20 protein-coding genes, 1 other RNA gene and 2 other annotated features (1 of these 23 only partly in view) are annotated in these 22462 nt (G+C 37.1%); of the genes, 3 read left to right on the top strand and 18 right to left on the bottom strand.

Annotated elements, in window-relative coordinates; all coding sequences use genetic code 11:
• Window positions 1-56: 56 nt before the first annotated feature.
• The 12 genes from ACQKNZ_RS09565 to cymR form a co-directional block, all read right to left on the bottom strand.
• Window positions 57-986: a peptidase U32 family protein gene (locus ACQKNZ_RS09565; protein WP_427659381.1), complete on the bottom strand. Its 930-nt coding sequence runs from the start codon at window positions 984-986 to the stop codon at window positions 57-59.
• A 5-nt stretch (window positions 987-991) separates the two neighbouring features.
• On the bottom strand, window positions 992-1627 hold the full coding sequence (locus tag ACQKNZ_RS09560; protein ID WP_427659379.1) for an O-methyltransferase: 636 nt from the start codon (window positions 1625-1627) through the stop codon (window positions 992-994).
• Between the two features lie 192 nt (window positions 1628-1819).
• Entirely contained in the window at window positions 1820-2938 is a 1119-nt protein-coding gene (mltG, locus tag ACQKNZ_RS09555) for an endolytic transglycosylase MltG (RefSeq protein ID WP_154310616.1), read from the bottom strand.
• Window positions 2939-3035: 97 nt separating this feature from the next.
• Window positions 3036-3329 carry a DUF1292 domain-containing protein gene (locus ACQKNZ_RS09550; protein ID WP_144535791.1) on the bottom strand — a complete coding sequence of 98 codons (294 nt, stop codon included), beginning with the start codon at window positions 3327-3329 and terminating at the stop codon, window positions 3036-3038.
• An 11-nt stretch (window positions 3330-3340) separates the two neighbouring features.
• A complete protein-coding gene (gene ruvX / locus ACQKNZ_RS09545) occupies window positions 3341-3760 on the bottom strand; it encodes a Holliday junction resolvase RuvX (protein WP_144535789.1) in 420 nt (139 codons plus the stop codon).
• 2 nt (window positions 3761-3762) lie between these two features.
• Window positions 3763-4029 carry an IreB family regulatory phosphoprotein gene (locus ACQKNZ_RS09540; RefSeq protein ID WP_053588802.1) on the bottom strand — a complete coding sequence of 89 codons (267 nt, stop codon included), beginning with the start codon at window positions 4027-4029 and terminating at the stop codon, window positions 3763-3765.
• 76 nt (window positions 4030-4105) lie between these two features.
• The gene (gene alaS, locus ACQKNZ_RS09535; RefSeq protein WP_427659375.1) at window positions 4106-6739 is read right to left on the bottom strand and encodes an alanine--tRNA ligase; all 2634 of its coding nucleotides are present in this window, start codon (window positions 6737-6739) and stop codon (window positions 4106-4108) included.
• A gap of 46 nt (window positions 6740-6785) precedes the next feature.
• Window positions 6786-6999, bottom strand: a binding site (T-box leader).
• Window positions 7000-7037: 38 nt separating this feature from the next.
• Window positions 7038-9473, bottom strand: coding sequence for an SF1B family DNA helicase RecD2 (gene recD2 / locus ACQKNZ_RS09530; RefSeq protein ID WP_427659373.1), 2436 nt, complete (start codon window positions 9471-9473; stop codon window positions 7038-7040).
• A 23-nt stretch (window positions 9474-9496) separates the two neighbouring features.
• A complete protein-coding gene (locus ACQKNZ_RS09525; protein ID WP_427659371.1) occupies window positions 9497-10153 on the bottom strand; it encodes a tetratricopeptide repeat protein in 657 nt (218 codons plus the stop codon).
• Between the two features lie 14 nt (window positions 10154-10167).
• On the bottom strand, window positions 10168-11283 hold the full coding sequence (gene mnmA, locus ACQKNZ_RS09520; RefSeq protein WP_427659369.1) for a tRNA 2-thiouridine(34) synthase MnmA: 1116 nt from the start codon (window positions 11281-11283) through the stop codon (window positions 10168-10170).
• Between the two features lie 16 nt (window positions 11284-11299).
• A complete protein-coding gene (locus ACQKNZ_RS09515) occupies window positions 11300-12433 on the bottom strand; it encodes a cysteine desulfurase family protein (protein ID WP_427659367.1) in 1134 nt (377 codons plus the stop codon).
• A gap of 17 nt (window positions 12434-12450) precedes the next feature.
• On the bottom strand, window positions 12451-12873 hold the full coding sequence (gene cymR / locus ACQKNZ_RS09510; RefSeq protein WP_427659365.1) for a cysteine metabolism transcriptional regulator CymR: 423 nt from the start codon (window positions 12871-12873) through the stop codon (window positions 12451-12453).
• 423 nt (window positions 12874-13296) lie between these two features.
• Here cymR and ACQKNZ_RS09505 point away from each other — a divergent pair, with 423 nt between their 5' ends.
• The gene (locus ACQKNZ_RS09505; protein ID WP_342577122.1) at window positions 13297-14583 is read left to right on the top strand and encodes a replication-associated recombination protein A; all 1287 of its coding nucleotides are present in this window, start codon (window positions 13297-13299) and stop codon (window positions 14581-14583) included.
• A 139-nt stretch (window positions 14584-14722) separates the two neighbouring features.
• Here ACQKNZ_RS09505 and ACQKNZ_RS09500 read toward each other — a convergent pair whose 3' ends face one another.
• The 3 genes from ACQKNZ_RS09500 to ssrS all read right to left on the bottom strand — a co-directional run bounded on the left by ACQKNZ_RS09500 (window position 14723) and on the right by ssrS (window position 16272).
• A complete protein-coding gene (locus tag ACQKNZ_RS09500; protein ID WP_144535774.1) occupies window positions 14723-14917 on the bottom strand; it encodes a hypothetical protein in 195 nt (64 codons plus the stop codon).
• A gap of 67 nt (window positions 14918-14984) precedes the next feature.
• The gene (locus ACQKNZ_RS09495; RefSeq protein ID WP_340863368.1) at window positions 14985-15746 is read right to left on the bottom strand and encodes a tRNA threonylcarbamoyladenosine dehydratase; all 762 of its coding nucleotides are present in this window, start codon (window positions 15744-15746) and stop codon (window positions 14985-14987) included.
• A gap of 338 nt (window positions 15747-16084) precedes the next feature.
• A non-coding RNA gene (gene ssrS / locus ACQKNZ_RS09490) (6S RNA) lies at window positions 16085-16272 on the bottom strand.
• A gap of 223 nt (window positions 16273-16495) precedes the next feature.
• Here ssrS and ACQKNZ_RS09485 point away from each other — a divergent pair.
• Window positions 16496-17125 carry a LysE family transporter gene (locus ACQKNZ_RS09485; RefSeq protein ID WP_144535770.1) on the top strand — a complete coding sequence of 210 codons (630 nt, stop codon included), beginning with the start codon at window positions 16496-16498 and terminating at the stop codon, window positions 17123-17125.
• A 159-nt stretch (window positions 17126-17284) separates the two neighbouring features.
• Window positions 17285-18493 carry an MFS transporter gene (locus tag ACQKNZ_RS09480; protein WP_427660134.1) on the top strand — a complete coding sequence of 403 codons (1209 nt, stop codon included), beginning with the start codon at window positions 17285-17287 and terminating at the stop codon, window positions 18491-18493.
• A gap of 284 nt (window positions 18494-18777) precedes the next feature.
• Here the strand turns inward: ACQKNZ_RS09480 and ACQKNZ_RS09475 are convergent, their stop codons facing one another.
• The 3 genes from ACQKNZ_RS09475 to hisS form a co-directional block, all read right to left on the bottom strand.
• Complete coding sequence (locus ACQKNZ_RS09475; RefSeq protein WP_144535768.1) at window positions 18778-19053, bottom strand: YqhV family protein; 276 nt, start codon at window positions 19051-19053, stop codon at window positions 18778-18780.
• A gap of 143 nt (window positions 19054-19196) precedes the next feature.
• Window positions 19197-20957, bottom strand: coding sequence for an aspartate--tRNA ligase (aspS, locus tag ACQKNZ_RS09470; protein ID WP_144535766.1), 1761 nt, complete (start codon window positions 20955-20957; stop codon window positions 19197-19199).
• A gap of 2 nt (window positions 20958-20959) precedes the next feature.
• Window positions 20960-22237 carry a histidine--tRNA ligase gene (hisS, locus tag ACQKNZ_RS09465; protein ID WP_154310601.1) on the bottom strand — a complete coding sequence of 426 codons (1278 nt, stop codon included), beginning with the start codon at window positions 22235-22237 and terminating at the stop codon, window positions 20960-20962.
• A 54-nt stretch (window positions 22238-22291) separates the two neighbouring features.
• Window positions 22292-22462 (bottom strand) — a binding site (T-box leader); it runs 68 nt beyond the window's last position.

Here is a 22462-nt window from a genome sequence, read left to right as displayed (position 1 = left end):
CACATGTATTCTTTCCTTTCTAAACTGAAAATACAATTCAGCTACGAGCTAAGCAATTAATATACTGTTTCTTTAAAATAGAAACCGGTATCCAAAGGTCTAAGCGGCGGTTGAATAGCTTCGATTTTTTTGAGTAATTCTTTTTTAATTTCTTTGTATGCAGTTCGTGATTCGTAATATGCATCAATTGCCTGACGGTAGTAGCCAGTTACTTCTGTGACATAAGACGCCTCATGAAAAATACCATCAATTTTCAAACTATCCACTTCTGCATCCAAAAATTCGTCTAGCTCATCAATCATACAAATATCATTTGGACTAAAGATGTGTGTTCCATTTTGATCTTCGTAAATAGGATATTTATTCGAACGCTCTTTATCATGTAAAAACATATTATTGTTTTGAGAGCGATTTTCCACTTCCATTGCTTTATCTTGAAAAAGAAAGTAGTTACCGATTAATGAACGTTTTGATTGAAACATACATGTCATTCCATGTACTTGTGCCTCGATTTCTACTTCAGCGTTTTCTTTAATTTCAATAACTTCTTCCAAGCTAAGCTCGCGAGCCAACACTGCTCGAGTTGCTCCACGTTTTCCCCAATAATTTGCGGTAAAGAAGTTAGTTGCTGTTTGTTCAGTATTCCAATGAAGAGGTATAGTTACTTTTGCTTCTCTTTTTGCAATGATTACTGCTGGATCACCAAATACTATTGCATCCACACCGATTTCTTGCATTTTTTGCATATATGGACCTAACTCATCTACTTTATCGTTATGGAATATACCATTCATTGCAACATAGATTTTTTTATCATGTTCTCTTACTAGTTTAGTCGCCTCAGCTATTTCTTCAACAGAAAACTCCCCTGCTAACCTTAAGCCAAAATACTGCTCACCAACTAAAAAAGCATCTGCTCCTGCCTGAATTAGCTCGCGGATATGCTCAATATTTTTTGGAGTCACTAATAATTCCGTTTTATCCATAAATGTCACCTCTTTATACTGACTAGCATTCCATCTCCTACTGGGAAGAATGCTGTATCATAATCTGGGTGCTGCAATAGCCATTCTAAAAACTGATGCTGATTGCGCACCATCGTTCTTTTCCTTCTAGGAACATCCTCCATCGGAAGCTCTGAAAGGCCATTTAACAAAATGTTATCACAGTAAATAACACCTCTATCGTTTAACAAAGGTGCGTACTTTTCAAAGAATTTTTTATATTGTCCTTTTGCAGCATCTATAAATATTGCATCAAACCTTTGGTTATTTAAATCTTCGTCATTTATTTCTAACGCATCACCAGTAACTACTTGAATGCGATTATCCAAATTGGCTCGCTTTATATATTCCTTCGCGAGTTCTGCCTTATGCTCATCACGCTCTACAGTAACAATTTCAGTAGCTTCTAGCTTCATAGCCATGCGCATAGAGGAATAACCAATCGCTGTTCCTAGTTCTAAAATGGAGGAAGGCTTTTGAAGAGAGAGAAGCTGTAGTAATGCTTCCATCCCCGACAGTTGCATTATCGGAACATGGTTTTCTAGTGCATATTGCTCCATTTCAATTAATATGGACTCTCTCGGTTTAATAAGATTTTTCATAAAGTCTTCACTAATGTTCATTGCTTTGTTACTCCTTTTAGATGCCAGGTTGGTTCCTTATGTAGTGTATAGGGTCTTTGTACTTTCTCGAAATTCTACTCCTATAGACAAGTATATTCAACTGTTTAATATTACAGGGTCAATGAAAAAACCCATCTAATAATAACATAGCAGGAGAAGGAAAGCGATAACCTTCCTTCTCCTGCATGCTTATTATTTTAAATGTTCGTCAATTTTTTGAAGATGTTCCTCATATGTGACGGAGAAATAATTTTTTCCTTCTTTATCAGCTAGGAAATAAAAATACTCAGTATCTTCTGGGTCCAAAGCAGCTTCAATGGAGGACTTCCCGGCATTTGCAATTGGACCAGGTGGTAATCCTTTGTTTGTGTAAGTATTATATGGGTTTTCATATTCTAAGTCCTCATATAAAACGCGCTCTTTATGACTGCCTAGAGCATAAAGCACAGTTGGATCTGTTTGTAATGGCATATCAATCTCTAATCGGTTGTAAAACACACTAGAAATTTTCTGACGATCTGTTTGAGCAGTAGCTTCCTCTTCTAACAATGAAGCAAAAGTCAAAAGCCAGTGAACAGATTTTTCTTCTGCTTGTAATAACTCATAATAAGGTGCCATAGTTCTATCTGTCTGTGCTAATAACAATTCTGCAATCTCTTCATTAGTCGGTTTTTCTTCGAAAAAAGGATAAGTCGATGGATATAAATAACCTTCTAATGCGTAACGGACGTTTTCGCCTTTAATTTCTTCTGTAAGCAATGCAGGATATTTTGCCATCATTCTTTCAACAAACTCATCACTAGTAACTAGTTCAAAAAATTCCTTTGAAGAGTTTCCTGTTTTCTTTTCAATTACTTCTCCAATTTGTTCTAAAGTTAAACCTTCTGGAATTGTTAAAGAAAATAGTGGTTCTCTGTATATTTTACCAGTTTTTAGGCTTTCGATAATTTCATCTAAAGTCATATCCTTAGATAAATCATACGTGCCAGCCTGAAAATCAGATTGGTTATTAAATTTTACATAGTATTTAAATATCCTAGCATCTTTAATAATACCATTCTTTTCAAGTGTAGAAGAAATGCTATCAATGCCAGACCCAATAGGAATTTCCACCGTTACTTTTTCCGTCGAATCTGGATCCATCGGTGAAAGTGCTCCTTTAACATAGTTATAACCTATGTATCCGCCAATAGCTCCAACTAGTATAATGAATAAGGCGATTACTAATACAATTCTTCTAACAAGTTTTACTTCTTTTTTTTTGTTTTTCATTCGATTAAACATTATCTCTTTTTTAGATTTGTTTTCCACGGGCTTGCCCCCTTTTTTCTCCCTTATTATACATGATGCTGTACAAAAAGAAAAAGGATGGCTTGAGAATACTCAGTCCATCCTTTTTAAGCTTGAATTAGTCTTCGTCTTCTTCTGTTTCATCTAAAAACGTATTTAACATTTCTTCAATCATATCCCACTCAGCATCATCTTCGATAGGAAGTAAATCTCCGTCTTCTCCGTTTTCATTTGGAGTAAAGGAAGAAGCATGAATTTCGATTTCTTCGTTTTCATCCTCTTCAGCACCGATTGGATAATAAAGTACATAAGATTTACCAAATTCCTCTGATTCAAATGTAAATAGTACGTTACAAAGCTGTTCGTTCCCGTTTTCATCAACTACTGTGATATTTTCTTGTCCGTGGTCCATTTGTGGTCACCTCATCTGTTTTTTCTATCAAGATATCCCTGTAAAATCATTACAGCTGCCATCTTGTCAATAACTTGCTTGCGTTTTTTTCGACTAACATCCGCATCTATTAACATACGTTCTGCAGCCATCGTTGTCAATCGTTCATCCCATAATGTAACAGGAAAGTTGTATTTATCAGTTAACAGCTTGGCAAATTGCTCTGATGCCTCTGCACGGGGACCAATCGAGTTATTCATGTTTTTAGGAAAACCTACCACGAATTCACTTACTTGATGTTGTTTTACCAATTCATCAATCCGCTCAATTCCAAATTCTTGCACATCTTCGTTAATCTTGATTGTTTCTATGCCCTGGGCTGTCCACCCGAGAGCGTCACTTATAGCAACACCCACGGTGCGAGAACCGACATCTAAACCCATTATTCTCATAATTACGCCTCATTATTCTTTTTAATATAGAACTTGACTAACTCCTCTAAAATTTCATCACGTTCTAATTTACGGATCATATTTCGAGCATCTTGATGGCGAGGAATATAAGCTGGATCACCAGAAAGTAAATAGCCAACAATTTGATTGATAGAGTTATACCCTTTTTCCTCTAACGCAGAGTGGACCTGAAGCATCACATGTTTTACTTCTTGTTCCATCGATTCCTCTGGGAAATTAAATTTCATTGTTTTATCAAATGAGCTCATGATCAGCACCTCGCTTTCAATTTGGTAATGAAGTTTGCTTAGTTATTTGTTAAGTATACCCTATTTTCGGATAAGTTTAAACTGATTTGATATATTCGTAAACTGAGTTAAGTGCGGTTTCAAGTTGGCTTGCGTCTTTAGCCCCAGCCATTGCGAAGTCTGGACGTCCCCCACCTTTACCGCCACATTGTTCTGCTACTAGTTTGACGATATTTCCAGCGTGGTAGTTCCCGCCCACTAAATCTTTTGTCACGCCTGCAGAAATCATCACTTTTTCCCCATCCACTGCTCCTAGAACTATTACAGATTTATCCATTTTTTGTTTTAGATCATCCATCATTTGTCGCAGTTGATTGTTATCTTTTGCTTCTACTTTAACAGATAACACGGTAACATTGTTAATTGTTTGTGCTGATGATAACACAGATGCTGCTTCACTATTTGCAATTTTTGCAGATAAGGATTCATTTTCTCGTTGTATGTTTTTTAAATCTAATAGTATTTGGGAAACCTTCATAACTATATCCTTTGGCTGAGCTTTCAATAATGATGCTGCTTCCGAAAGAAGTTGTTCCTCTTCCTTGACAACCTCAAATGCGCCTTTTCCAGTAACAGCTTCAATTCGTCGTGTTCCTGCTCCAATACCGCTTTCAGAGAGAATTTTGAAGTAGCCAATTTCTGATGTATTTTTAACATGTACACCACCGCAAAGCTCTAAAGAATAAGTTCCCATCTGAACGACTCTAACTATATCCCCGTATTTTTCACCAAAAAGAGCCATTGCTCCCATACTTTTAGCTTCATCGATATTATGGTAGCCAGTTACTACCGGAATATTATCCCACACCTTCTCGTTAACTATACGCTCAATTGTTTCAAGTTCTTCCTTTGTAACTTGTCCAAAGTGAGAAAAGTCAAATCTAAGTCGGTCGGGTCCAACGTATGAGCCCGCTTGGTTTACATGGCTTCCTAACACATCTTTTAGTGCTTGATGCAAAATATGTGTAGCAGAGTGATTTTTAATCGTCAGTCCTCTTAGCTTTTGGTCCACTGTTGCCACAACCTCTGCTTCAACAATCATTTCTCCTGATTCAATTACTACAGTATGAAGATTCTGTCCGTTTGGAGCCTTTTGGACATCTTTTACAAAGCCTCGGAAGTTATCATTTTCGATTACACCATGATCTGCGATCTGCCCACCACTTTCAGCATAGAAAGGCGTTTGCGTTAATATAACTTTTACCTCTTCGCCTTCATGTGCAGATTTTACAAGATCTTTCCCCAAAACTATAGAAGAAACTTTTGTTGTTACACTAAGAGTATCGTAGCCTATAAATTCGCTAGCGTCTTGAAGGTTACTAAATACCTCTGACTGAACTTGCATGGAATCTACGTTTTGACGAGCTGCACGTGCTCTAGAACGCTGTGCTTCCATTTCCGCTCTAAACCCTTCATGGTCAACCGTCATATTAGCTTCCTCCGCGTATTCTTCGGTCAATTCAATAGGAAAGCCATAAGTATCATATAACGTGAAGGTTGTAGTACCAGGAATAAATGATTCTCCCTTAGCTCGTTGTTCTGCGATAACCTTTTCTAAAATGCTAAGTCCATCATGTAACGTTTCGTGGAATCTTTCTTCCTCCGTTTTAATAACTCGCATAATAAAATCTTTCTTTTCTGTAACCTCTGGATAGAAATCTTGCATAATTTCTCCTACTACAGGCACTAGTTCAAATAAAAATGGTTGGTCGATTCCTAGCTGTTTTGCAAAACGAACTGCTCTGCGTAGTAGCCTTCTAAGTACATAACCTCTTCCCTCATTTGAAGGTAAAGCCCCATCTCCAATCGCAAAAGCAACAGTTCGAATGTGATCTGCAATTACTTTGAATGCAACGTCGTCTACACTATTTAGTCTATATTCTTTTCCAGAAATTTGTTCTGTTTGTCGAATGATAGGTATAAATAAATCTGTGTCGAAGTTGGTTGGAACATTTTGCACCACACTAGCCATACGCTCTAATCCCATGCCTGTATCAATATTTTGCTTTGGAAGTGGAGTGTACGTATGATCAGGGTTATGGTTAAACTCAGAGAAAACTAAGTTCCAAATTTCTAAATAACGTTCATTTTCTCCTCCTGGATATAGCTCAGGATCATTTATATCATTGCCATAGGACTCGCCTCGGTCATAGAATATTTCGGAGTTTGGACCACTTGGACCTTCTCCGATGTCCCAGAAATTTCCTTCTAATCGAATAAGTCTTTCTTCTGGAATGCCGATCTCATCTCTCCAAATAACATATGCTTCTTCATCCTCAGGATGGATCGTAATTGATAGTTTTTCGGGTTCAAAAGCCATCCATTTTTCATCAGTTAGAAATTCCCACGCCCAGTGGATAGCTTCCTTTTTGAAATATTCTCCAATTGAGAAATTCCCTAACATTTCAAAGAAGGTATGGTGTCTTGCCGTCTTTCCCACATTTTCAATGTCATTCGTACGGATTGATTTTTGTGCATTGGTGATACGGGGATTATCTGGAATCACTCGTCCATCAAAATATTTTTTTAGAGTTGCAACACCACTATTTATCCATAATAATGATGGATCATTAATGGGTACAAGTGGCGCTGAAGGCTCTTGTGTATGGCCTTTTTCGATAAAGAAATCTAAATACATTTGTCTAATTTGTGCACCTGTTAACTGTTTCATCTTTCATTCCTCCTAAAAAAATAAAATAAAAAAAGCCCTCATCCCTAAAAGGGACGAAAGCTATTATTTCGCGGTACCACCCTAGTTACATAGCAGTGTATTTCTGCCATGTCTCTCAAGAAACCTTAACGCGGTTAAACGGCAGGTATTAGCTGCACTCAGAAGTAGCTTTCCTAATTGTTATAATCTGGGGATTCTTTCAGCCATGGAACCCTTCTCTAATCAGGTAACAATAGTACTTTCTCCGTCTACATTTTCATATATACAATTCTGATTATAAGTAACTATTTGTCCTCTGTCAATCCGAATCTAAGAACTGATAGGGATTTATACCCTTCATGCCAATCATTGGGTCAATCGAATGATAATTGTCTAAGGATAAATAAGTAGTGACTAAATCATCATGCGTAGATTGACTTGTAGCTTCTTTTGCTTCTATTTCTTCAGCTATTGATTTTGCATCTTCTACTGTTTCTTCGTCCGCAAGACGTTCCTTTAACGTTGTTAAACGCTGTAAATCATCCGTTCGTTTCACTCCAAAAGTAAAAACTTCCGGATCACCACAAAGAATTAAAAAGTTTTTTGCTCTTGTTATACCTGTATACAACAAATTGCGTCTAAGCATTTTCATATAGCTTCTAGTAACCGGCATAATAACCGTTTGGAATTCACTGCCTTGTGACTTATGGACAGAGCAACAATAGGCAAGAGTAATTTGATTCAAATCATTTTTTTCATATGTTACTTCATTGCCATCAAATGATACGACTAGCATCTCTTTCTTTTCCACTGTTTCGTTTGCTTTAAAAAGAGCCACTACCTCACCCATATCACCATTAAAGACATTACTTTCTGGTTGGTTGACCAGCTGAAGTACTTTATCTCCAATCCGATAAATAGTTTCTCCGAAGGTCATCTCTTTTCTTGTACCGTCTGGATTTGGATTGACCATTTCTTGAATCATCTTATTTAGCGTGTCAATCCCAGCCGGTCCACGATACATAGGAGCTAGAACCTGAATTTCTCGGATGGATTGTCCCTTCGATAATGCTGCTTTCAAAACTTGTTCTACTACTTTAGGAATTTGTTCCGGAGAAGCCTTGATGAATGAGCGATCCTTAGTTTTCGCAGTTAGAGTTGCAGGCACACTTCCTTTTTTCATCTCGTGTGCTAGCTCAATAATTGAGGACCCTTCAGATTGACGATAAATATCGACAAGCTCCACTGTAGGTATCCTTTTACAAGCCAGTAGATCCTTTAATACCTGACCCGGACCAACAGGTGGCAACTGATCTTGGTCACCTACAAATATGACTTGAGCGTCTTTGGGGATTGCCTTTAAGAGCTGATGCCCTAGCCACGTGTCTAGCATGGAAGTCTCATCGATAATTACTAATCTACCTTCAATCTCTTTGCCTTCTGTATCATTATCTTCTTGCCCATTAAAACCGAGTAGTCTATGAATCGTCATAGCTGGTAGCTCGGTCGATTCACTTAAACGCTTTGCAGCTCTCCCTGTAGGAGCTGCCAAAACAATAGGAAACGGCTTTTGTTCTTTCGCCCATTCTTTTGGATCTAAGGATAGTCCATGTAGCTCTGCATAGAGCTCTACGATTCCTCTTACAACAGTCGTTTTCCCGGTTCCAGGCCCTCCCGTTAAGAGAGTTATAGTAGAGTTCAGAGCGGTTTCAATCGCCTTAATTTGTGTTTTTGCATATTGAACACCTAAGCGCTCCTCTAATGCCCCTAAATGCTTTTTAATCTCCGACAACGGAAAATGATGAAGGTCCTTCTCTGTTAACAAGGTTTCCACTTTCGAACTGATTCCCACCTCTGAAAAATATAGAGAAGGAATATAAAATCGGTTAACTTCCCCAACAATACGGCTTTCCTCTGCGAGTTCAATACAGCATTTGGTTATAGCATCATAAGAGATTTCTTCTCTTTGGGCATTTTCAAGCATTCTTTTAACGTCTTCAAGAAGTTGCTCAGCATATTGAAAAACATGTCCCTCACTCAGTGAAGATGATTGAAGTAAATGGTAGATAGCAGCTTTTATGCGGTCCGGATGATTTCCTTTTATCCCAAGCTTATAGCCTAGCTCATCAGCACGAACAAAACCAACACCCTCCACATCTTCTATTAAACGATATGGATTATCAGTTAGTTTAGAGATTGTTTCTTCTCTATAGACCTGATAGATTTTCATCGCTATTTGTGGACCGAAGCCCCATTCATTTAGCTGAATCATTACTTTTTCCAAGCCTAGATTTTGCTCCAAGGTAGCTCTGATTGTCTGCTTCTTTTCCTCTGCCAACCTTGGAATAATATCCAATGCAGAAGGGTCATCTAAAATTCGATTGATCGCATTTTCTCCAAGCTTTTTCACAATCTGCTCAGCAGTCTTTCTCCCTATTCCAGGAAACATATCACTTGAAAGATAATGGACTATACCTGTCTCAGTAGCAGGAACTTCTTTTTGAAAAGTTTCTACCTGAAATTGAACCCCATACTTAGGATGATTTTTAATATAACCAGTAAATTTATATGCCTCTTCCAAAACCAATGGAGGAAAATAACCAGTTACAATTATTTCTTTCTCCTTATATACGGTATTTGTTGATTTTACTTTTAATTTAATGATGGAGAACAGGTTTTGGGGATTATGAAAAATAGAGACGATTGGTCGACCAGCAATAAATTGCTTTTCATTATTAATCATTTCATTTGTCATCACAACCGCCTCCTAACTTTTTCTTAATTACGTAGAGAAATCATATCGTACACATATCTTGCTTGATCATAGTTTGGTTGAATGGTAAAAGCTTCTTTCAAATGCTTAAGGGCACTTTCTGTGTCTGAAGTAGACACGGCATATAATACCCCCATATTGTAATGAGCATCTGCATTTTCTGGATCTAATGCTAAAATTTCTTTGAAGATTGGTTCTGCCACATCGAACATTTCTATACTTGCAAGTGCTATGCCATATGTTAGCTTAATCTGAATATCTTGGGAGTCCAATTCATAGGCTCTCTGAAGATATGGAAGGGCAAGCTTAGTTTGATCCACTTTTTGAAAGCTTTTACCAAGCATAAAATAAGCATCCGGGCCTTCTATACCATTTGTAATTGCTTTTTCATATAACTTGGCAGCCTCTTCAAAGCGTTCAGCATTAAAATACAAGTTTGCTAAGCTATAGTATGCAGTTGCAGCATTTTCGTCTAAAGTAATTGCTTTTTGAAAGAAACGCTCCGCACGTTCGTTTTCATTCATAGAAGCTAGTAAATTGCCAAAATTAATATAACCAATTGACTCTTCTGGGTTTTCTTCAATTGCTTTTGTAAATAACTCTGCTGCTTTTTCATAATTTTCTTCTTGAATCGCTTGGATTCCTAGTTCATTAAAATTCAAATCCATTACCTCCGTTAACCTACATAATCCAGTTTAAGACCATCTTTAAATACTTCGTCAATTGTTGCTCCCCCAAGGCATTCATCCCCTTTATAGAAAACAACTGCTTGACCAGGAGTTATCGCACGAACTGGTTGATCGAATATTACACGAACACGATTGTCAGCCAGTAGCTCTACATGAACTCCTACATCTTCTTGACGATAACGGAATTTAGCTGTGCAATCAAAAGATGCTGGCTTGTCTAATGTAGTTGTAAAAGATAAATCAGTAGCAGTAAGGCTTGTAGAGAACAAAGCATCATTATTGATATTTTGTCCAACTAATAAAACATTTCTTTTCAAGTCTTTTCCTATAACAAACCAAGGATCACCTGAACCACCAATGCCTAAGCCATGACGTTGGCCAATAGTGTAGTACATTAAGCCATCATGTTTGCCCATCACTTTTCCGTCCATTGTTTCCATCGTACCTTGTTTAGCTGGTAGATATTGACTTAGAAACTCTTTGAAATTTCTCTCACCTATAAAGCAAATTCCAGTGGAATCCTTTTTAGTAGCTGTCGCAAGTCCTTGCTCCAGAGCAATTTCCCGCACTTTTTTCTTTTCTAAATGTCCAATTGGGAACATAACCTTTTCAAGCTGTTCTTGATTCAATTGGTTCAAGAAATAGGTCTGGTCCTTATTATTATCTCTGCCTCTTAGCATCCTCGTTTGGCCGTCTCGCACTTCTACTTGAGCATAATGACCCGTTGCAAGATAATCAGCCCCAAGTGCCAATGCATGCTCTAAAAATGCTTTGAATTTTATTTCTTTGTTACACATTACGTCAGGATTTGGTGTTCGTCCCGCTTTATATTCCTCTAAGAAATATGAAAATACTTTATCCCAATATTGTTTTTCAAAATTAACAGCATAATAAGGTATACCAATCTGGTTACATACTTTAATAACATCTTCATAATCCTCTGTTGCCGTACAAACTCCATTTTCATCTGTATCATCCCAGTTTTTCATGAAAATCCCGATTACATCATAACCTTGTTCTTTTAAAAGATAGGCAGCAACGGAGGAATCAACTCCTCCTGACATACCGACTACAACTCTTGTATCTTCTTTTCTCTTCATCATTACTCACTCATTTCAGTTATCCAAGAATAATTTCACTTATTTTGTTAGCTGCTTCTACAGCTTCTTCTTTAGTATTGTTTAGCCCAAAGCTAAAACGTACTGAGTTTCTTAGTTCTGGAGAGCTCTCTCCGTACATAGCAACTAGCACATGGGATGGATCTATAGAGCCTGCTGTACAAGCTGAGCCGCTTGAGGCATCGATTCCTGCTAAATCTAATTGGACGAGGAATGTCTCTACATCTGTTTTCGGAATACTTAAGTTCACAACATGGGTTAGAACCTCGTTCTGCGTCCCGTTGATTTTAAAATCTACTCCATTTTTCTCCAACTGTTTGACAAAAGCATCCTTTAGCTTACGATAATGCGAATTGTTATCCTCTATATTTTGCTGTTTAAGCTCAACTGCTTTGGCAAATGCAACAACTGCAGGGACATTTTCGGTGCCTGCTCGTTTTTTTCGTTCCTGCTGTCCACCATACAATAATGGCTTTAAATAAATATCTTTTCGTTGATATAAAAAACCAATTCCTTTAGGTCCATTAATTTTGTGACTTGATACGCTTAGCATATCAATATGGAACTCTTGTACATCTATTTTGACACTGCCGTAGGCCTGTACGGCATCCGTATGGAAGTATGCTTGGTGATCCTTTAGGAGATTTCCAATTTCTTTAATTGGCTGAATCGTTCCTACTTCATTGTTTGCAAACATTACAGAAACTAAAATAGTATCTTCTCGTAATGATTTTTTCAAGTATTCAATACTGATTAAGCCAGAACTGTCTACGGGTAGGTAGGTTATTTCAAAGCCTTCTTTTTCAAGTTGTTCACAGGCATGCAAAACAGCGTGGTGTTCTATTTGTGTAGTAATAATATGCTTACCTACATCTTTACGGGCATATGCTGTCCCAAATATCGCATAATTGTCAGCTTCTGTCCCACCACTCGTAATAGTTATCTCTGTTTCATGGCAGCCAATAGAGTGAGCTAGAATTGCTCGAGCATCGTCTAGTTTTTTCCTAGCGTTTCTACCTGTTTGATGAATACTAGATGCATTTCCGTATATTTGGTTTATTTCTTCTACAAATGTATTGACCACTTGTTCTGCCATTGGCGTTGTAGCAGCATGATCTAAATATATTCTATTCATGATGAACTCTTAACTCCTTATATATAAAACATATACCCTTTTGTATCTGGGTTTTCTTCCGAATATTTTGATAGGTCTTCAATAGTAGTTGTATCGAGTACATTCTTGACCGCATCACGAATTCTCATCCATAACTCTCTCTGCGGTGGAGCTTCCTCTTCAATTCCTTCAACTATTTGAATGGGACCTTCAAGCACACGAATGACATCGCCTGCAGTAATTTCATTTGGCGCTTTAGAAAGCATATAGCCTCCATAAGCTCCTCTAACACTTTTAACCAATCCAGCATTGCGCAATGGAGATACGATTTGCTCCAAGTATGCTTCCGATAAGGAATGCTCAGAGGCAATTTGACGTAGCGCATGAGGTCCTTCTCCGTATTGCTTACCTAGCGCCACCATAATTGTAAGACCATAACGGCCCTTTGTTGAAAATTTCAACTGTCCCACCTCATTTTTCGTTTATCCATTCATTCTTATATTTCACTATAAAAGTATTTATAGGACTTAGATTGTTTCTATTTAGATTAACTTCATAGGTAAAAAAATTCTTTCCCTAGTATAGCATAACTCATAGGGCTAACGACTTCAAAATGACTTTTTGTCTCATCTTCTATATAATAAAGGAACAAATGTACGTTTTGTATAACCAAAGCACATTCGCTTGTACCTGCACTGACAAGTAAATGATTATCTTTTGACGAACACGTTCCAGTACAATCAATTTGTAATAGACATACATTCGTACTTGAGTGTCTTAAATGTAATCTAGGTGCCAGATCAAAGTCACTCAAATACTTTATTTACAATCAATCCTCTCTTCAAAAACAGGATTTCAAATACGAATAAAAAGGAGAGATCATTTTGCAAAATGAACCTTTAGCTTATCGAATGAGACCTCAAACAATCGATGAAATTGCTGGTCAACAGCATGTAATCGGTAAGGATACTGCACTATATAAAATGATAATGAATGGGCATGTACCATCTATGCTTCTTTATGGAGATCCTGGTGTGGGCAAAACCTCTTTAGCTTTTGCGATTGCTGGGACAACCAAATTACCCTTTATTGCATTAAATGCAACTAAGGCCGGAAAAAAAGATGTCGAGGATGTCGTAGCAGATGCTCGGATTAGCGGAAAGGTAATTTTGTTTTTAGATGAAATTCATCGCTTCAACAAGCTACAGCAGGATACACTTTTGCCCCATGTTGAAAACGGTTCTATAATTCTTATCGGGGCTACAACGGAAAATCCCTTCCACGATGTAAATCCAGCGATACGCTCACGCTGTGGAGAAATAAAGCAGTTAAAGCGTCTTACTACTGAGGATGTAGATGTTCTTCTAAAAAGAGCCTTAGAGGATCCTGACAAAGGGCTAGGCAAAACTCCTATTAAAATCACCGATGAGCAACGGCTAAAAATAGCGGATGCTTCAAATGGAGATGCTCGAAAGGCATTGACTCTATTAGAATCTACCGTTTTTGCCAGCTTTGAAGAAAATGGCGTGACTGTAGTGGAGAATGGCACTCTGGATAGCCTTATCGATCGTGTAGGCGTCTTTGGAGACAAAAAAGGTTCACACTTTTATAATCTGTTATCTGCACTGCAAAAATCAGTTCGGGGTAGTGATACGGACGCAGCATTATATTATCTTGCCCATCTATTAGAAAACGGAGATTTGGTAGCAGTTAGCAGAAGATTATTGGTAATGAGCTATGAAGATATTGGACTTGCCAATCCTTCAGTGGGCCCACAAGTATTAGCTGCTATACAATCAGCAGAAAGACTTGGACTCCCTGAGGCACGCATCCCCCTTGCCAATGCCGTAGTTTTAATGTGCTTATCAGAGAAATCTAATTCGGCATATGTAGCACTTGATAAGGCTATTAGTAGTATACATTCAGGTAAAACAGGAGAAATCCCAAGTCATTTAAAGGATACTCATTACTCTGGAGCCAAGGAGCTTGGACATGGTGGCTATGTATATCCTCATGATCATAAAATAGGAACCTTTGGCGGTTGGGTAAACCAAACCTATCTTCCAGATAATTTAGTCGGAACAAGATTCTACGATCCAATAGATGCAGGGGAAGAGAAACGTCTTTCTGCTATTTATAACAAATTGGAGAAATTTAAGAAGGAAAAGTAGAAAAATAGCTTTTGTGCCTGTTGGCAATGCGAGAAATAGAGAAATTCATATACTGCTTTACCATGAAAAAACGCTACCGAAAAAATCGGTAGCGTTTTTTGTTCGCAAACTTAAAGGTGTGCACCTTCGAATTTAGTAATTACACACCCATTTTTCTGCGTGTATTACTCACTTTCTTGGTTTGCTGGCTTTTCATTTTTTGGTTGGCTGCTGGACCGTTTCCTTTTGCTTTGCCGCCACCAGCTTGGTTTTTCTTTTCTTCAAGCTTTTGTTTCACAGCTTCTTGAAGAGTCATTTTTTTCTTTGGCTCTTCTTGATTTGTTGTTTCTGTCATAAAGTTTCCACCTCGTTTGAAATGTGATTAGTTTTAGTATAAGTGATGTGGAAAAAACTGCAACCAATTACTGCACTCGATTCACTGTAATATTTTTCGTGATATCATTTATTACCCAGCTAGCACAGATTAATCCAACTACAGAAGGTACAAAAGCATTAGATGATGGTGGCATTTTTGCTTTACGAATTGCTGCATCTGGTTTTCCTACTGTCTCTACTACATCTTCTCTTACTACGATAGGACTTTCATCCGAAAAGACTACTGGGATACCTTTTGTAATTCGATCTTCTTTACGAAGCTTAGTACGAATCACTTTTGCTATTGGATCGGTATGTGTTTTAGAGATATCTACAATTTTAAATCGAGTTGGATCCGTTTTGTTTGCTGCTCCCATACTAGAAATAATTTTAATGCCTCGTTTTAAACATTCCTTCATTAGATGAATTTTATATACAATGGTATCAGATGCATCTATTACATAATCAATATTCATCTCAAAAAATTGTTCATAAGTTTCTTCGGTATAAAACATATGCATGTCAATTACTTCACATTCTGGATTAATATCTGCTATTCTCTCTTTCATCACCTCGGATTTTGATCGCCCAATTGTAGACATATAGGCTACTAATTGACGATTGATATTCGTAATATCCACGTTATCCTTATCAACTAAAATAATACGCCCCACTCCACTGCGAGCACATGCCTCTGCTGCAAATGAACCGACACCTCCGACTCCTAAAATTGCAACAGTTGTATTTTTCAAGAGATTTACACCCTCTTTACCGATAGCAAGTTCATTTCTAGAAAATTGATGTAACATACTAAACACTCCATTTATATCAGATTAGTTGGTTTTATCTTTTCACTTCTCAAATACTAACAAAATCATTATGCCTACGCTAGTACATTCTAAATTTATTACTGTTGTACCCACGACTCATATTATAAACTAAATGCAACTTTTAAGTCGATGTATCTAATATGTCGTCTAACGATAGCTAATCCTATTTCAAAAAGATTTATTCATTTCTTGTTCTTTTTTGCTCAGATAGAGATTACTATTTGATTATAATTGAGGAATTGGGGCACATGCCGACCTCAAAGCTCACAAAAAACCTCCTACAAATAATATGCAGGAGGCTGACTGTTTAAAGATAGACGAATCCCAATCGTGCCGACTAATAGAGCTTATCGTTTTGAACCCGCACAGAGCAGGTGGGTGTCCTCTTCACTGTCTTTGAAGTCCCTAGACTAGAGGGCATGTCATCAACAATAAAAGTTAGACTCCCGACGATATAATTGTTCGGTCAAAACTGATTGGCATTTTGCGAACACATCAGGATTCGTATTACTTGTATATTATCACAGATATTAATGAATTTCAAATGAAACAACACACTATAATTTAACTATTCTGAATAATTATTTATAGTAAAATTTTCATACTCATACTTAATTCCTTTAATTTATGATTAAAGTCACCACTTAAAAATTCTATTGAAAACTAGTCCTAGATGTCCCTACCTGTGAATATTATTCATAGACAAGACATTTAACGGAGGTCTATTTGTGAATTCACTGATGACGTATTTTATTCTTGGTGTCTCCTTGGCGGCACCCATTGGCCCTGTAAAGGCTACCCTACTTAATACCGGTATAAAGAATGGATTTTTTCATGCATGGTTTTTTGGTTTGGGTGCCATTGCAACAGATATACTTTATATGCTTATGGTGTATTTTGGAGTGGGACAATTTATCGACAGTCCAATGATGAAAACTTTTTTATGGTCTTTTGGCTTCTTTGTTCTGATGTATACTGGCATTGAAAATTTACTTACGGTCAATAATATATCTATGGATGCAAAATATCGAAAAGTAGTACGTTTAAGACATTCTTTTTTATCGGGGCTACTCATGGCATTATTGAATCCTTTGACTATTTTATTTTGGCTTGGGATTTATGGCTCCATACTAGTTGGTGGCGCTAGTGGCTCGTTATCTGGACTAGAAGTTATTTTATATAGTATTACTATCTTATTAGGTATTACACTTGTAGACTTAACGATGGCTACTATCTCAAGTGGTTCAAGAAAATTATTATCAACTTCTCTTCTAAAAACGGTGTCCATTATTTCATCATTATCAATGATTGGGTTTGGAATTTACTTTGGCATTCAGGCCTACTATTCCTTATTTTAAGTTAAGGATTTTTCCTTATACATAATAATTAACTGTTAGAGGACATTTGTTTTGATGAATGCATAAAACAATTTCTCAAGGAGAACATACCCTTAATTGACAATTAAAATTGAGGTGTGTAGGTTGGGTAAGAAAGATGAAAATAATACAGTAAGCAAGATGTGTATTATAAGCATATCTTCCATTCCTTTAGTTATGACGTTAGGGAACTCTATGCTGATTCCAGTTTTGCCGATCTTAGAAAAAAAGGTGGATATCAGTTCTTTTCAATCGAGTATGATTATAACTAGTTACTCCATTGCCGCTATTATTCTCATTCCAGTGGCTGGTTATTTATCGGATCGATTAGGAAGAAAGAAAATTATTTTGCCCTGCTTACTTCTTGCTTTGATAGGTGGACTAATTGCTGGTTTTGCCTCTTGGAAAATGGAGAATCCTTACACAACTATTATTATTGGTAGAATTTTACAAGGGATGGGTGCGGCAGGAGCAATGCCGATTGTATTACCACTAGTCGGAGACCTTTTTAAAGATGATTCAGAAAAAACTAGCTCCACCTTAGGTATTATTGAAACATCTAATACGCTTGGGAAAGTGTTAAGTCCTATTATAGGCTCGGCGATTGCAGCAATACTATGGTTTTTTCCATTCTTTTCAATCTCAATTTTTAGTGCCATTGCTTTCGTTTTAATATTTTTCTTTGTCAAAGTTCCTAAAGGGGACAATGAAGAGCCAGACAAAATAAAAGAATTTTTAAGTAAAGTAAAGGAAACCTTTAAAGCAGAGGGTAAGTGGCTGACTTCGGTATTTTTAAATGGTATCTTTGCGATGTTCGTATTATTCGGAGTATTGTTTTACTTATCAGAAATACTAGAAAAAATTCATGATATTAAAGGTGTTAAGAAAGGTTTTGTCTTAGCAATCCCCCTATTGTTTTTATGTATATCTTCTTTCCTTACTGGCCGAAAAATTCAAGGAAAGCTCCAAACGATTAAACGAATGATGATCATATCTCTTATTATTAGTTCAGCTAGTGTCGTGTTTATTGGTTTTGTCAAGGAACAACTCATTCTGTTGTTAATAGTTACAAGTATACTTGGTATAGCTATTGGAGCCATACTCCCTGTCTTAGACACAATAATCACAGAAAATATAAAAAAAGAAGAGCGAGGCACCATTTCTTCTTTTTATAGTTCAGCTCGTTTTATAGGGGTTGCAGCAGGACCACCTATACTTTCACTTGTCATGAAAAACTATTTAAATCCATTTTATATCGGCTGTGGTGTTCTTGGCATACTACTTATGTTTCTTGTCTTTAAGCTAGTTAAAATAGAGGAGATAGAGAAGACAGAGAATGAAATTGCCTAGAAGATTATACGTCAATACTATAAAAACGACAAAGACCGATAATTTGCATTCGCATTATCGGTCTTTTTATTATTTTTTTACGGAGTCACTTATTTAATTTTATTAATACAACCATTCATGACAATTATTAGCTAATATTTGAAACTCCACTAAAGTTATACTAGCTTGGTATCCACCGCAAATTTTAACATAGCAAAAAAAATTAACACCTACTCCCTCTATTTAAGTAGAGACAATCCAGGTGCTCAATTTTTGTCAAAACTATATACTAAATTCTTCAAACTCTATTTAGAATTCACGCTGAACAGTATCAATAAAATACCCGCAAATAAGCATATTATTCGAGTCATAGATATTTTATCCGCTAGGCCCATTAAACCTATACCAGTTGTGACGATTAAAATACATGGTCCGACTAGAGCTAGCATGGAATTAATATAGAAAGCTTTTTCCAAGTTATTAAATTTCAGCATAAACATTGCTGCAGTGATTTCTACACTTCCTGAAAGAAGTCTTAATAAAATAATAAAGAGTAATGCTTTTTCTATAACTTCGATCATCCTTCCAATTATCAATCATTTAATAGAGTATATGTTAGCTCCTTCTAAATTATTTTATAACCTCTCCTAGATTCAATTTATTCAAAAACCACCTTTTATTGTATGACCTAACATACATAAAAGGTGGTTAATTATTATTGTTCTTACTTATTTAATTTTAAGTGCAATTCATCTAGCTGTGCTTCTGCTACTGGGCTTGGTGCTTGTGTCAGTAAGCAGCTTGCGCTAGCTGTTTTAGGGAAGGCGATCGTATCACGAAGATTTGTTCTTCCAGATAGCAGCATGACCAAACGGTCCAACCCGAAGGCTACTCCACCATGTGGAGGTGTTCCGTATTCGAATGCTTCCATTAAGAACCCAAACTGAGCTTTTGCCTCTTCGTCAGAAAAACCTAGAATCTCAAACATTTTTTCTTGTACTTCTCTTGAATATATACGCAGGGATCCTCCACCAAGTTCATAGCCATTTAGTACAAGGTCATATGCTTGTGCTTTTACTTGACTTGGATCTGTTTCCATTAAAGGTAGGTCCTCATCAGCAGGACGTGTGAATGGGTGGTGTGCAGCATAATAACGTCCTTCTTTTTCGTCATATTCGAATAATGGCCAGTTTACTACCCATAGGAAAGCATAACGACTTTCATCGATAAGATTCAAATCCTTACCTAATTTCAAACGTAACGCTCCAAGTGCATCAGCTACTACAGACTTTTTGTCTGCTACGAATAACAATAAATCTCCCGCATTAGCATCTAAGGTTTTAATAAGAGTGCTAGCCGCTTCTCCTTCAAAGAATTTAGCAATAGGACCTTTTATGCCCTCCTCGTCAACTTTTAACCAAGCAAGACCTTTAGCACCATAGCGAGAAGCATATTCTCCTAACGCATCAATATCTTTTCGAGAATAGTTATCGGCTGCTCCCTTGACGTTTATAGCTTTAACTTGGCCACCTGCTTCAACTGCTGAAGTAAATACTTTAAAGGCACTATCTTTTACTTGATCTGAAAGATCTGTTAACTCTAAACCAAATCGAACATCTGGTTTATCTGATCCAAATCTAGCCATTGCTTCGTCATAATCCATTCGAGCGAATGGTATACTAACCTCTACACCTTTAACATCTTTCATTATCTTTTGCATCATGCGCTCATTCATTTCTAAAATTTCATCCATTGATAGGAAGCTCATTTCCATATCAATTTGAGTGAATTCTGGCTGACGGTCAGCACGTAAATCTTCATCACGGAAGCAACGAGCAATTTGATAATATTTTTCAAATCCACCCACCATAAGCAATTGTTTGAATAGCTGAGGGGATTGAGGCAGCGCATAAAATTCTCCATCATGCACTCGACTTGGCACTAAATAATCTCGCGCTCCCTCTGGCGTAGATTTTGTTAAAATTGGTGTTTCTACTTCTAAGAAGCCTTCATCATCTAAAAATCTTCTAACAGTTTTCGTAATATCTGAACGCATTTTAAATGTGTCATACATAACAGGTCTTCTTAAATCTAAGTAACGGTATTTTAAACGAATATCTTCCCCTGCATCTGTTTGATTTTCGATAGAAAAAGGAGGATTTTTTGCTTCGTTAATAATTGAAATCTCTAATGCTTGAACCTCGATAGCACCAGAAGGAATATTAGGATTAATTTGATTTTCTGCTCGCGCTACAACATTCCCTTTTACCTCGATGATAAATTCGTTTCTTAAAGTATTTGCTACCTGGATTGCTGATTCTGAAATCTCTGGGTTAAATACTACTTGCACAATGCCAGAACGATCTCTCATATCAACAAATATTAATCCACCTAAGTCTCTTCTTTTCTGAACCCATCCGATTAATTGAACGGATTCTCCTATATGTTGTTCGTTTAGTTGTCCACTTGTATGCGTTCTACTCATTGTTATTTTGCCTCCGTTAACTTTTTTACTTCATCTATTAAGGATGTGAAAGATACAAGCTGTTGAGTTCCTGTAGATAGATCCTTTAACATGACACTTTGTTTTTCAAGTTCATCCTCACCAATTACAATAACTGCCTTTGCTTTTAAGCGGTCAGCTGATTTCATTTGAGCCTTTACTTTGCGTTCCAAATAGTCCATATCAGCAGAGATTTTATGCTTACGAAGCTCAAATGTAAGCTCTGTTACCTTTTTCTTGGCTTCCTCACCCATTGCTACTAAGTAAACGTCCAATGATGTAGTGTCTGGAAACTCAATTTTTTCTGCTTCCATTGCAAGTAATAGTCGTTCAATACTCATTGCGTAGCCAATTCCTGGAGAATCTGGACCACCAAGCTCTGCTACTAGTCCGTTATATCTTCCCCCGCCAGCAAGTGTAGTAATGGCACCAAATCCTTCTGCAGTGCTCATAATTTCAAATGCAGTGTGATTGTAATAGTCTAGCCCACGTACTAAATTAGGATCTACCTCGAAATCAATATTTAACATTGTTAAATATTCTTTTACTTTTGCAAAATAAGCTGCAGATTCTTCATTTAAATAATCTGTTAATGAAGGAGCCGTTTCCATCAATGGATTGTTTCGGTCTATCTTACAGTCTAAAATTCGAAGTGGATTTTTTTGTAATCGATTTTGGCAATCTGAGCAAAACTCTTCAATATGTGGCTCAAAGTGATTTACTAAAGCCTCGCGGTGAGCAATACGACTTTCAGTATCACCTAATGAGTTAATCACTAATTTTAAGCTTTTTAAGCCTGCTCTTTTGTAGATGGACATTGCTAGCGAGATTACTTCTGCATCAATCGCTGGATCGGAGCTACCTATTGCCTCCATACCAAACTGAACAAACTGACGATATCTACCTGCTTGCTGACGCTCATATCTGAACATTGGCCCCATATAATATAACTTTACTGGTTGGTCCGGATAGCCAAACATCTTGTGTTCAACGAACGACCGAACTACAGATGCTGTACCTTCTGGTCTTAATGTTAGGGAACGATTTCCTCTATCTTGGAATGTATACATCTCTTTTTGAACAATATCCGTTGTATCTCCTACACCTCTTGTAAAAAGCTCTGTATGTTCAAAAACAGGTGTCCTGATTTCTTTGTAGTGGTACATACGACATTGCTCTCTTATTAATTCCTCTACTACCTGCCATTTTGCTGTATCTGATGGCAAAATGTCCTGTGTTCCTCTTGGTAATTTAATATCCATTTCCTTAGACTCCTCTCAAATCCATATAAAAAAAGCTCTCATCCCTTGCATATAGCAAGGGACGAGAGCTTTTATAAGCTTCCGCGGTTCCACCCTAGTTGGTTAATACATCTATTAACCCTCTCAACGCTGGATAACGGCCAGATCCGTTTTTGCCTACTAAAGAAAACTCTTTCGACAAAAATCCTCTCGAATGTTGTTCACTGTAGGCGTATGTAGGAAAGA

The organism is Psychrobacillus sp. NPDC093200, assembly GCF_050280345.1.
Lineage (GTDB): Bacteria > Bacillota > Bacilli > Bacillales_A > Planococcaceae > Psychrobacillus > Psychrobacillus faecigallinarum.
Note: the sequence above shows the minus strand (reverse complement) of the source record. Positions and strands in the feature narration are given on the sequence as shown.

Excerpts from the sequence above, each read along its gene's own strand:
- ACQKNZ_RS09565 (WP_427659381.1), bottom strand. The coding sequence starts at position 986 with ATGGATAAAACGGAATTATTAGTGACTCCAAAAAATATTGAGCATATC.
- ACQKNZ_RS09560 (WP_427659379.1), bottom strand. The coding sequence starts at position 1,627 with ATGAACATTAGTGAAGACTTTATGAAAAATCTTATTAAACCGAGAGAG.
- ACQKNZ_RS09550 (WP_144535791.1), bottom strand. The coding sequence starts at position 3,329 with ATGGACCACGGACAAGAAAATATCACAGTAGTTGATGAAAACGGGAAC.
- ruvX (WP_144535789.1), bottom strand. The coding sequence starts at position 3,760 with ATGAGAATAATGGGTTTAGATGTCGGTTCTCGCACCGTGGGTGTTGCT.
- ACQKNZ_RS09540 (WP_053588802.1), bottom strand. The coding sequence starts at position 4,029 with ATGAGCTCATTTGATAAAACAATGAAATTTAATTTCCCAGAGGAATCG.
- alaS (WP_427659375.1), bottom strand. The coding sequence starts at position 6,739 with ATGAAACAGTTAACAGGTGCACAAATTAGACAAATGTATTTAGATTTC.
- recD2 (WP_427659373.1), bottom strand. The coding sequence starts at position 9,473 with ATGACAAATGAAATGATTAATAATGAAAAGCAATTTATTGCTGGTCGA.
- mnmA (WP_427659369.1), bottom strand. The coding sequence starts at position 11,283 with ATGATGAAGAGAAAAGAAGATACAAGAGTTGTAGTCGGTATGTCAGGA.
- ACQKNZ_RS09515 (WP_427659367.1), bottom strand. The coding sequence starts at position 12,433 with ATGAATAGAATATATTTAGATCATGCTGCTACAACGCCAATGGCAGAA.
- ACQKNZ_RS09500 (WP_144535774.1), bottom strand. The coding sequence starts at position 14,917 with ATGACAGAAACAACAAATCAAGAAGAGCCAAAGAAAAAAATGACTCTT.
- ACQKNZ_RS09495 (WP_340863368.1), bottom strand. The coding sequence starts at position 15,746 with ATGTTACATCAATTTTCTAGAAATGAACTTGCTATCGGTAAAGAGGGT.
- ACQKNZ_RS09480 (WP_427660134.1), top strand. The coding sequence starts at position 17,285 with ATGTGTATTATAAGCATATCTTCCATTCCTTTAGTTATGACGTTAGGG.
- ACQKNZ_RS09475 (WP_144535768.1), bottom strand. The coding sequence starts at position 19,053 with ATGATCGAAGTTATAGAAAAAGCATTACTCTTTATTATTTTATTAAGA.
- aspS (WP_144535766.1), bottom strand. The coding sequence starts at position 20,957 with ATGAGTAGAACGCATACAAGTGGACAACTAAACGAACAACATATAGGA.
- hisS (WP_154310601.1), bottom strand. The coding sequence starts at position 22,237 with ATGGATATTAAATTACCAAGAGGAACACAGGACATTTTGCCATCAGAT.